The sequence below is a fragment of the Streptomyces sp. 8L genome, assembly GCF_020176795.1.
Classification (GTDB): Bacteria; Actinomycetota; Actinomycetes; order Streptomycetales; family Streptomycetaceae; genus Streptomyces.
In genome coordinates, this window is the sequence record NZ_JAIUKE010000442.1 from 1 (window position 1) to 10,245 (window position 10,245).

A 10,245-nucleotide genomic window follows, 5' to 3' on the forward strand; every position below is an offset into this window, starting at 1 on the left:
CTCCCCCATGCCCCGCGGACAACATGCCCCGCGGACCTGCTACTTCTTGCGTCCCCGCTTCTCCCGCACCCGGACCGAGATGTGGATCGGGGTTCCCTCGAAGCCGAACTCCTCACGGAGCCTGCGCTCGATGAACCTGCGGTAGCCGTGCTCGATGAATCCGGACGCGAACAGCACGAAGCGGGGCGGCCGGGTCCCCGCCTGCGTACCGAACAGGATGCGCGGCTGCTTGCCGCCCCTGATCGGATGCGGGTGACCCGCGACCAGCTCGCCGAGGAAGGCGTTGAGCCTGCCGGTCGGCACCCGGGTCTCCCAGCCGGCGAGAGCCGTCTCGATCGCCGGTACCAGCTTCTCCATGTGCCGGCCGGTGCGCGCCGACACGTTCACCCGGGGCGCCCACGCGACCTGCGCGAGCTCCGAGTCGATCTCGCGCTCCAGGTAGTAGCGGCGCTCCTCGTCCAGCGTGTCCCACTTGTTGTACGCGATGACGAGCGCACGGCCCGCCTCCACGGCCATCGTGATGATCCGCTGGTCCTGGACGCTGATGGTCTCGCTGGTGTCGATCAGGACGATCGCCACCTCCGCCTTCTCCACGGCGGCGGCCGTGCGCAGGGACGCGTAGTAGTCGGCGCCCTCCTGCATGTGGACGCGGCGGCGGATACCGGCGGTGTCGACGAACTTCCAGGTGGTCCCGCCGAGTTCGATCAGCTCGTCGACCGGGTCGCGGGTGGTGCCCGCGATCTCGCTGACGACCACGCGCTCCTGTCCCGCGAGCTTGTTCAGCAGGGACGACTTGCCGACGTTCGGCCTGCCGACGAGGGCGATGCGGCGCGGGCCGCCGACGGCGGCGCCGAAGGTCTGCCGGGGCGCGTCGGGCAGCACTTCGAGCACGGCGTCGAGCATGTCGCCGGTGCCTCGGCCGTGCAGCGACGAGACCGGGTGGGGCTCGCCGAGACCGAGCGCCCAGAGCATGGCGGCGTCGGCCTCACCGCTCGGTCCGTCGACCTTGTTGGCACAGAGCACGACCGGCTTGCCCGCCTTGCGCAGCAGCCGGACGACGGCGCCGTCGGTGTCGGTCGCGCCGACCGTGGCGTCCACGACGAAGATCGCCGCGTCGGCCGCGTCCATCGCGAACTCGGCCTGGGCGGCGACGGAGGCGTCGATGCCGAGGACGTCCTGCTCCCAGCCGCCGGTGTCCACGACCTTGAAGCGGCGGCCCGCCCACTCGGCCTCGTAGGTCACCCGGTCCCGGGTGACGCCGGGCCGGTCCTCGACGACCGCCTCGCGGCGGCCGATGATGCGGTTCACGAGGGTCGACTTGCCGACATTGGGGCGGCCCACGACGGCGACGACGGGCAGCGGGCCGTGGCCCGCCTCCTCAATGGCGCCCTCGACGTCCTCCGGGTCGAAGCCCTCTTGTGCGGCGATCTCCATGAACTCCGCGTACTCGGCGTCGCCGAGTTCACCGTGCTCGTCGTCCGAGCCGGTTTCGATCTGGTCGTCCATGAGAAGTGCGTACCTCGTTCATCCGTCGTGATCGGTGGCCGCGCGGGAGCGGTCCACTACTTGAGTGCGGTCCGCACGGAGGTGTGCGGGGCCGCGGCCCGCCCGCCGGCCGCGCTCTAACGGCCGGTGAGCTGCCGCGCGGCCTTCAGGTGGCCGGTCAGCTGCTGCTGGACGTGCACGGTCGCGTCGTCCAGGGCGGCGCGGGTGCGCCTTCCGGACGGGACCTGGAAGGGGTCCCCGAAGACGATGTCGACCCGGCCGCGTATCGGGGGCAGCGCCCGTATCAACCGTCCGGGCCGCTCCGAGCTTCCCAGCACCGCCACGGGCACCACCGGCGCACCGGACCGGACCGCGAAGTACGTGAGCCCGGCGCGCAGCGCACCGAAATCGCCGCCCGCCCGGGTGCCCTCGGGGAATATCCCGAGCACCTTGCCGTCTTCGAGCACGTTCAGCGCGTCCATTATGGCCGTACGGTCGACCGCCTCGCGGTCCACGCTCAGCTGGCCGATGGAACGGAGGAAGGTCCCGAGCGGCCCGATGAACGCCTCCTTCTTGATCAGGAAGTGCACCGGCCGGGGCGCGAGCCCCATCACCAGCGGGCCGTCGACGTTGTGGGAGTGGTTGACGGCCAGTATCACAGGGCCCTGAGCCGGGACCCGCCAGGAGCCGAGGACGCGGGCATTCCACAGGCCGTTGATGAGACCGATGCCGAGCCCTCTGCCGAACGCCGCGCCCGCCTCCGACGCGACGTTCCCGCGCTGCCCCGCGGTGGTGGACGTACTCACTTCGCCGCCCGCTTCTCCTCGACGAGGGCGACGATGCGGTCGATGACCTGGGCCAGGGTGAGGTCCGTCGTGTCGATCTCGGCCGCGTCCGACGCCTTCGCGAGGGGGGAGGTCTTCCGGGTGGAGTCGGCGGCGTCCCGTTCGATCAGGGCTTCCTTGGTGGCGGCGACGTCGGCGGAGGCCGTGGTGCCCAGCTCGCCGCTGCGGCGGGCCGCGCGGGCCTCGGCCGAGGCGGTGAGGAAGATCTTGACGTCCGCGTCGGGCAGGACCGTCGTACCGATGTCCCGGCCCTCGACCACGATGCCGTGGGCCGCCGCGGCGGCGATGGAGCGCTGGAGCGCGGTGATGACCGTACGCACCTCCGGCACGGCGCTGACCGCGCTGACCCGGGAGGTGACCTCGGGCGTGCGGATCGGCCCGGACGCGTCGGCGCCGTCGACGGTGATGCCGGGGGCGTCGGGGTCGGTGCCGGAGACGATGACGGGCTTGCCCGCGAAGGCCGCGACGGCCTCGGCGTCGGTCACGTCGACGCCGTTGCTGGTCATCCACCAGGTCATCGCCCGGTACTGCGCCCCGGTGTCGAGGAAGCTCATGCCGAGCCGCTTGGCGACGGCCTTGGAGGTGCTCGACTTGCCGGTGCCCGAGGGCCCGTCGATGGCGACGATCACCGCGGGACCGGTCACGGGGGCGGCGGTTGCGGCTTGTGCGGCGGTTTCCACGGGGACGGACACCTTCCTGGGTGGTGCGGTACGGGCGGCCCGGGCCGGCTCTCGGGCGGGAGCGGCCGGCCGGGCCCGGCAAGGGCGGGGACGGGTTCATCGGGCCGCGGAGCGCGGGTCCCTCGAAACAAGTTCCCCGTAGAGGTTACCGACTGCCCGGATCGGCCGGCGCACTCGTTCGGCCGAGTCCGCCGCGCGGGGGCCAGGACCGGCCCAGGAGCGGGCCGGGGGGGCCGGCGGCCTCCCGGGCGGCCCGGGCCTCGGCGGTCACTGCTGGATCGACCAGCCGCGTTCCCGCAGTGCCGCGCTGAGCAGCGGCGCCGCCGACGGCTCCACCATCAGCTCGACGAGTCCGGCCTGCTGGCCCGTCGCGTGCTCGATGCGGACGTCCTCGACGTTCACGCCGGCCTCGCCCGCGTCCGCGAAGATCCGCGCCAGCTCGCCGGGGCGGTCGGTGACGTGGACCGCGACGACCTCGTAGGCGGCCGGCGCCGCACCGTGCTTGCCCGGCACCCGGCTGCGGCCCGCGTTGCCGCGCCGCAGCAGGTCCTCGACGACCTTGACCCCTCCCTGCCGCTTCGCCTCGTCGGAGGACTCCAGGTCGCGCAGCGCCTGCACGGCCTCGCCCAGGTCGGTCGCGATCCCGGCGAGCACGTCGGCGACGGGGCCCGGGTTGGCGGTGAGGATGTCGATCCACATGCCGGGGTCGGAGGCGGCGATCCTGGTCACGTCGCGGATGCCCTGCCCGCACAGGCGTACCGCGGACTCCTCGGCGTCGCGCAGGCGCGCGGCGACCATCGAGGACATCAGCTGGGGGGTGTGGGAGACGACGGCCACCGCACGGTCGTGCGCGTCCACGTCCATCACCACGGGCACCCCTCGGCAGAGCGAGACGAGTTCCAGCGCGAGGTTGAGCACCTCGGTGTCCGTGGCGCTGCCCGGGGTGAGCACCCAGGGGCGGCCCTCGAACAGGTCGGCCGTCGCGGCGAGCGGCCCCGAGCGCTCCTTGCCGGACATCGGGTGGGTGCCGAGGTAGGAGCGCAGGTCGACACCGAGTGCTTCGAGTTCGCGGCGGGGGCCGCTCTTGACGCTCGCGACGTCGAGGTAGCCGCGCGCGAGGCCCCCGCGCACGGCGCGGGCCACGGTGGAGGCGACGTGCGCGGGCGGCACGGCGACGACCGCGAGGTCGACGGGGCCCTCGGGCGGCTCCTCGGTGCCCGCGCCGAGCGCGGCGGCCGTGCGCGCGGTGCCGGGGTCGTGGTCCGAGAGGTGGACGGTGACGCCGCGGGCGGTGAGGGCGAGCGCGATCGAGGTGCCGATCAGGCCCGTGCCGATGACGAGGGCGGTTCTCACTGGGCGATGTCCTTGCGCAGGGCCGCGGCGGCGCCCAGGTAGACGTGGGAGATCGCGTCCTTGGCGCGGTCGGACTCGATGTGCGCGAGAATCCGCACGACGCGGGGCATGGCCCCGGCGATGTCGAGTTCCTGGGCGCAGATCAGCGGGACGTCGACGATGCCGAGGTCGCGCGCGGCGGCGGCGGGGAAGTCGCTGTGCAGGTCGGGGGTGGCCGTGAACCAGATGCTGATGAGGTCGTCCGCGGTGAGGTCGTTGCGCTCCAGAATCGCGGTGAGCAGCTGCTTCACCTGATCAGTCATGTGCCCGGCCTCGTCCTGCTCCAGCTGGACCGCTCCACGAACCGCTCGTACCGCCACAACGTGCTCCTCAGTGATCGTCTCCTCGTCCCAGCGTAGTGTCCGGGGCCCGGGGCGGGGCACGGGCTCTCGCCCTGCGAGACGGCCCCCGCCCGCCGTCCCGCCGGGTCCGGGCGCGGAGCGGTCGCCTGACAGGCCCACCGGCGAACGGCTACGGCTCGCGCGCCGGCGACCGTCCGCCGTGGACGGGGCTCGGTCGTCCCGGGCGGGCCTCAGTCGTCCCAGAGGGCGCCGAACGAGCCGAGTTCGGCCCGGTACTCGATCCGGCCCGCCCAGTCCCGCGGCCAGGCATCCGGGCCGTGGTGAGCGCCCGCGAAGGCTCCGGTGAGGCAGGCGATCGAGTCGGAGTCCCCGCGGGTGCAGGCCGCTCTGCGCAGCGCGGTGAGGGGTTCGCCGGGGAAGAGGAGGAAGCAGTGCAGCGCGGTGGCCAGTGCCTCCTCCGCGATCCAGCCGTCGCCCGTGGTCAGGCAGGGGTCCGTCTCCGGCGACGGGTCGGCGAGCGCGGCCCTGGTCCGGTCGAGCGCCGCGAGGCAGTCGTCGAAGCCGCGCGCGATGTACTCCCCCGGCGTGGAGTCCTGGCCGTACGACCAGAGGTCGCCGAGCCAGGCGTGGTGGTAGTCGGTCCTGTGGTCGAAGGCGTACGAGCGGAGGCGGCCGACGAGGCCCGCCGGGTCGGCGCCCGCGGCGAGCAGGTGCACCGCGTGGGCGGTCAGGTCGGATGCGGCGAGCGCGGTGGGGTGGCCGTGGGTGAGCGCGGCCTGCGCCTGGGCCGCCCCCGCCCGCTGCTCCCCCGTCAGGCCGGGTACGAGGGCGATCGGTGCGACGCGCATGTTCGCGCCGCATCCCTTGGACTCCGTGCGGCTGGCCCGCTGCCACGGTTCGCGGGGCCGGTCGAGGGCTTCGAGGGCGGCGCAGGCGGTCAGGCAGGTGGTGCCGGGGGCCCGGTTGTTCTCCGGGTCGTGGTACCAGCGCACGAACGCGTCGCCGGTCTCCCGCACGAGCCGGTCCGGGTCGAGCGGGCCGTCCTCCAGGGTGGTCCGCAGGGCCCGGGCGAACGCGAGCGTCATCTGGGTGTCGTCGGTGACGAACGCGGGCGCCGGCAGTTCCATCTCCCGCCAGGGGCCGCACTTGGCGAGGATGGCGGGCACGTCGTTGAACTCGGTGGGGAGGCCGAGCGCGTCGCCGAGGGCGAGGCCGGTGAGCGCGCCCGTCGCGGCCCGCCTGGTCCGTGTTCCTGTCGGAGTCATGGGGTCCGTCCTTCCGGTCGCAGCAGAGGTGGGTGGAGCACGGCGGCGTCACCGGCCCGGTAGAGGACGGCCGGCTTGCCCCGGCCGCCCGTACGGCGCCTGCCGTCCTCGGCGGGCGTGACGAAGCCCGGTGTGGCGAGGACCTTGCGGCGGAAGTTGGGCCGGTCGAGGGCGACGCCCCACACCGTCTCGTACACCTGCTGGAGCTCGCCGAGGGTGAACTCGGGCGGGCAGAAGGCGGTGGCGAGGCAGGTGTATTCGAGCCTCGCGCCGCCGCGCCGGTGTGCGTCGGCGAGGATCTGGTCGTGGTCGAAGGCGAGCGGCCGGGCGTCCGCGAGAGCGGTCCATCGGGCGTGCGCCGCGTCGCCGCCGCCGGTGGGCTCCGGCAGGCCGGGTACGAGCGCGGCGTACGCGACGGACACGACGCGCATCCGCGGGTCGCGGTCCGGGTCGCTGTAGGTGCGCAGCTGTTCGAGGTGGAGCGGGGCGGACGCGCTGTCCTGCGCGATGCCGGTCTCCTCGGCCAGTTCGCGCCGGGCGGCCCGCTCGGCCGACTCGCGGGGGTGCAGGAAACCGCCGGGCAGCGCCCAGCACCCCCGGTAGGGCTCCTCGCCGCGCCGTACGAGCAGGACGTGCAGGCTTCCCGACCGCACGGTGAACACCGCGAGGTCGACGGTGACGGCGAACGGCTCGAACGCGGAGGGGTCGTACCCCTCGGGAACGGCGGAGACGGGTGCGGGTGGCGCGGCGGGAGCCGGTGCGGCGGCGTCCGGTGCGGGTCGGGCCGGTTCGGGGCAGCCCCGCGCAGGCCCGCTCACCACGGCTCCGGCCTGGCGGGCGCCACGGTGCGGGCCCCCGCCGTTCCCGCCGTGGCCGGCGGTGCGCCACCGGCGCGCTGAACGCGCCGCGCCGATGGCGCACCCGCGGATTCCGGGCCACCCCCGTGGGTCCGGATGATCCGCCGGCCGTCCGCGGCGGGGACGGCCGCCGGCGGGTCCGGGAGTGGCGTGGGGGAATCCGTGATGCTCATGAAGCCGCAGCCCCCTCCACCCCTCAGGACCGACCCTTAATGGTCAGTCTGACTATAAAGAAGGGACACCGGTATGACAAGCGGTTTTCGCGGGGCGGGCGGGCACCGACCGGCGGAGGAACGCGAAAACCCGCGGCCGTCGCACGGCCGCGGGTCCTCGTCCCACGCCCCCGGCACACGGGGAAACGGGGTACACGCCCAGGGATCGATTCGCCCCGCGGACCAACACGCGGGGCGGATCAACGCGCCTCACAGGCCCGACCCGCCTTGCGGGGCGGCGGCCCGTCAGCCCGTCGGCTACAGATCGACCTCCTGCATCAACGTGCCGACCTCGGTGTTCGTCAAGCGGCGCAGCCAGCCGGACTTCTGGTCGCCGAGCGGGATCGGCCCGAAGCCCGTGCGCACCAGGCGGTCGACGGGGAAGCCCGCCTCGGAGAGCATGCGGCGCACGATGTGCTTGCGGCCCTCGTGCAGGGTCACCTCGACGAGGTAGTTCTTGCCGTTGTTCTCCACGACCCGGAAGTGGTCCGCGCGCGCGTATCCGTCGTCCAGCTGGATGCCGTCCTTCAGCCGCTTGCCGAGGTCCCTGGGCAGGGGCCCCTGGATCGCGGCCAGGTAGGTCTTCTTCACGCCGTAGCGCGGGTGGGTGAGGCGGTGGGCCAGCTCGCCGTGGTTGGTGAGCAGGATGATGCCCTCGGTCTCCGTGTCGAGCCTGCCGACGTGGAAGAGGCGCGTCTCGCGGTTGGTGACGTAGTGGCCGAGGCACTGACGGCCGTCCGGGTCCTCCATCGTGGAGACCACACCGGCCGGCTTGTTCAGGGCGAAGAACAGGTACGACTGGGTGGCCACGGTCAGCCCGTCGACCTTGATCTCGTCGTGGCCGGGGTCGACGCGCATGCCCTGTTCGAGCACGATCTCGCCGTTCACCTCGACGCGTGCCTGCTCGATCAGCTCCTCGCACGCCCGGCGCGAGCCCATACCGGCCCGGGCGAGGACCTTCTGCAGCCGTTCGCCCTCCTGCTCGGCGCCGGGGAACGTCTTCGGCGTCCTCACCTCGGGCCGCTGCGCGTACCGGTCGCGGTTGCGCTGCTCGATCTTCGCGTCGAGCTCGCGCGGGCGCGCCTGGGCGGTGCGCGGGCCGCGCTTGGGGGTGGACTGCGCGGGGCGCGGGCCGCCCTTGGCCCCGCCGCGTGCCGCGTCGCCGCGCCCCTTGCGCGGGGCGCTTGCGCCGCCGTCGCTCTGGGCACCTGTGCCGCCCACGTCGTAGCGGCGCTCCTCGGGGCGGGGACGGCGGGGCCGCTGCCCCTGCCTGTCGTCCCGCTGGTTGCCGGCCCCCCGGGTGTTCCGGCCGGGCCTGCCGCCATCGGCCCCCGGGTTGTTCCGGTCGTTCCTGCCGCTGCCACTGCTTCGCATCAAATGTCCGTCGTCGTCTCGTCGCCTGCGTGAATGTCCGCTGTATCCGGTGCGTCCGGATCGAACGACGGAACGCCTTCCAGCGACTCGGCCTCGACCGCGTCCGCCTCGGGGAGGAAGGGCGCGAGCTCGGGCAGTTCGTCGAGGCCCCGCAGGCCCATGCGCTCCAGGAAGTAATTCGTCGTCCTGTACAGGATCGCACCTGTCTCGGGTTCCGCGCCCGCCTCCTCCACGAGACCGCGCTGGAGGAGGGTGCGCATGACGCCGTCGCAGTTCACTCCGCGCACGGCGGAGACGCGCGAGCGGCTGACCGGCTGGCGGTACGCGACGACGGCGAGCGTCTCCAGCGCCGCCTGGGTGAGCCGCGCGTGCTGGCCGTCCAGGACGAAGCCCTCGACGGCCGCCGCGTACGCGGCGCGGGAGTAGAAGCGCCAGCCGCCGGCGACGAGCCGCAGCTCGAAGCCCCGGCCGGCGGCGGTGTACTCGTCGGCCAGGGCGCGCAGCGCGTCCGCGACGGCGCGCGGCGGCCTGCCGAGGACCTTGGCGAGGTGCTCCTCGGTCGCGGGCTCGTCCACGACCATCAGGACGGCTTCGAGCGCGGGTCCGAGGGGCAGCTCCGCCGCGGTCTGTCGGACGTGCTCGGCCTGCGGGTCGTTCACGCGGTTGCCTCCTCCGGCTCGCCGGTACCTGAAACGAGATCGAACTCACCCACGCGGAGGTCCTCCGCGTCCTGGCCGCCCGTCCAGTGGACGACGAGGGCCCCGAGCGCCTCCTCCTGGTCGAGCCCGACGGCGCGGGCCCGGTACAGCTCCAGGAGGGCGAGGAAACGGGCGACGACGGTGAGGGTGTCGTCGGTGTCGTCGGTCAGCTCCTGGAAGGTGGCCCGCCCCCGCTCGCGCAGCAGGGCGACGACGAGCCGGGCCTGCTCCTGCACGGAGACGAGCGGTGCGTGGATGTGGTCGACGTACACCTGCGGCTCGGGTTTCGGCTGCATGGCCTTCACGGCGAGCCGCGCGAACCCCTCGGGGCCGATGCGGATCACGACGTCGGGCAGCAGCTCGGCGAGGCCGGGCTCCAGGCCGACGGTACGGGGGTAGCGGCGCGCCTCCGCGTCGAGGCGCCCTGCGAACACCGCGGCGACCTCCTTGTAGGCGCGGTACTGGAGGAGCCGCGCGAAGAGCAGGTCGCGTGCCTCAAGGAGTGCGAGGTCGGCCTCGTCCTCCACCTCGGCGGCGGGCAGCAGGCGGGCGGCCTTGAGGTCGAGGAGGGTCGCGGCGACGACGAGGAACTCGGTGGTCTGGTCGAGGTCCCAGTCGGGGCCCATGGCCCGGATGTGCGCCATGAACTCGTCGGTCACCGTGGACAGGGCGACCTCGGTCACATCGAGCTTGTGCTTGGAGATGAGCTGGAGGAGCAGGTCGAACGGACCCTCGAAGTTGACGAGCCGCACGGTGAACCGGCCGTCGTCGGCTTCCCCCACCTCCGCGCCCGCACCTGCGCCGGCATCCGCACCGGTGTCGATGTCGGTGTCGGCGGGCGACGCCGGACGGGCGGCGCCGTCGGGCGCTCCGGCCGGGAGCGCCTCGAAAACGTCGTCAGACACCTCTCCGGCGTCCTCGGACGCCTCCGGGGTACCGGGAGCGGTCCCGGCGTCCGGAAGGCGCTCAGAAGGAGCCTCAGGCGTCTCCGAGGTCGCGGCGGGCGGGGCGACGGTCCCGGGACGGGCCTGGCCGTCACCCGACGGGGCGTCAGGAGCCCCGCGGTCCGCACCGTCGGGGCCCTCAGCGCTCCCGGGGCCGTCCGCCCCGGTTTCGGGTGCGGTACGCACGGGGC

The 10,245-nt window shown here is 73.7% G+C and carries 10 protein-coding genes; all 10 read right to left on the reverse strand.

Annotated features, from left to right (window positions below):
* Positions 1–39 precede the first annotated feature (39 nt).
* The 10 genes from der to LCE31_RS30380 all read right to left on the reverse strand — a co-directional run bounded on the left by der (position 40) and on the right by LCE31_RS30380 (position 10,015).
* Positions 40–1,506 (reverse strand): ribosome biogenesis GTPase Der, encoded by a 1,467-nt coding sequence (gene der, locus LCE31_RS30335; protein ID WP_225019992.1) that lies wholly within the window; start codon positions 1,504–1,506, stop codon positions 40–42.
* A gap of 116 nt (positions 1,507–1,622) precedes the next feature.
* Positions 1,623–2,291: a lysophospholipid acyltransferase family protein gene (locus LCE31_RS30340; protein WP_225019994.1), complete on the reverse strand. Its 669-nt coding sequence runs from the start codon at positions 2,289–2,291 to the stop codon at positions 1,623–1,625.
* Positions 2,288–3,022 carry a (d)CMP kinase gene (gene cmk / locus LCE31_RS30345; RefSeq protein WP_374118590.1) on the reverse strand — a complete coding sequence of 245 codons (735 nt, stop codon included), beginning with the start codon at positions 3,020–3,022 and terminating at the stop codon, positions 2,288–2,290. The genes LCE31_RS30340 and cmk overlap by 4 nt, the downstream gene beginning before the upstream one ends.
* A 255-nt stretch (positions 3,023–3,277) precedes the next feature.
* Positions 3,278–4,363, reverse strand: coding sequence for a prephenate dehydrogenase (locus LCE31_RS30350; RefSeq protein ID WP_225019998.1), 1,086 nt, complete (start codon positions 4,361–4,363; stop codon positions 3,278–3,280).
* On the reverse strand, positions 4,360–4,722 hold the full coding sequence (gene aroH, locus LCE31_RS30355) for a chorismate mutase (RefSeq protein ID WP_225019999.1): 363 nt from the start codon (positions 4,720–4,722) through the stop codon (positions 4,360–4,362). Before aroH ends, LCE31_RS30350 begins: the two co-directional genes overlap by 4 nt.
* Positions 4,723–4,934: 212 nt before the next feature.
* Positions 4,935–5,969, reverse strand: coding sequence for an ADP-ribosylglycohydrolase family protein (locus tag LCE31_RS30360; protein WP_225020001.1), 1,035 nt, complete (start codon positions 5,967–5,969; stop codon positions 4,935–4,937).
* Positions 5,966–6,787: an NUDIX hydrolase gene (locus tag LCE31_RS40985; RefSeq protein WP_225020003.1), complete on the reverse strand. Its 822-nt coding sequence runs from the start codon at positions 6,785–6,787 to the stop codon at positions 5,966–5,968. The genes LCE31_RS30360 and LCE31_RS40985 overlap by 4 nt, the downstream gene beginning before the upstream one ends.
* A gap of 509 nt (positions 6,788–7,296) precedes the next feature.
* A complete protein-coding gene (locus LCE31_RS30370; RefSeq protein ID WP_225020005.1) occupies positions 7,297–8,412 on the reverse strand; it encodes a pseudouridine synthase in 1,116 nt (371 codons plus the stop codon).
* Positions 8,412–9,071 carry an SMC-Scp complex subunit ScpB gene (gene scpB / locus LCE31_RS30375; RefSeq protein ID WP_225020007.1) on the reverse strand — a complete coding sequence of 220 codons (660 nt, stop codon included), beginning with the start codon at positions 9,069–9,071 and terminating at the stop codon, positions 8,412–8,414. The genes LCE31_RS30370 and scpB overlap by 1 nt, the downstream gene beginning before the upstream one ends.
* Positions 9,068–10,015, reverse strand: a complete 948-nt coding sequence (locus LCE31_RS30380) for a segregation and condensation protein A (protein WP_374118591.1) — start codon at positions 10,013–10,015, stop codon at positions 9,068–9,070. Before LCE31_RS30380 ends, scpB begins: the two co-directional genes overlap by 4 nt.
* Positions 10,016–10,245: the final 230 nt, after the last annotated feature.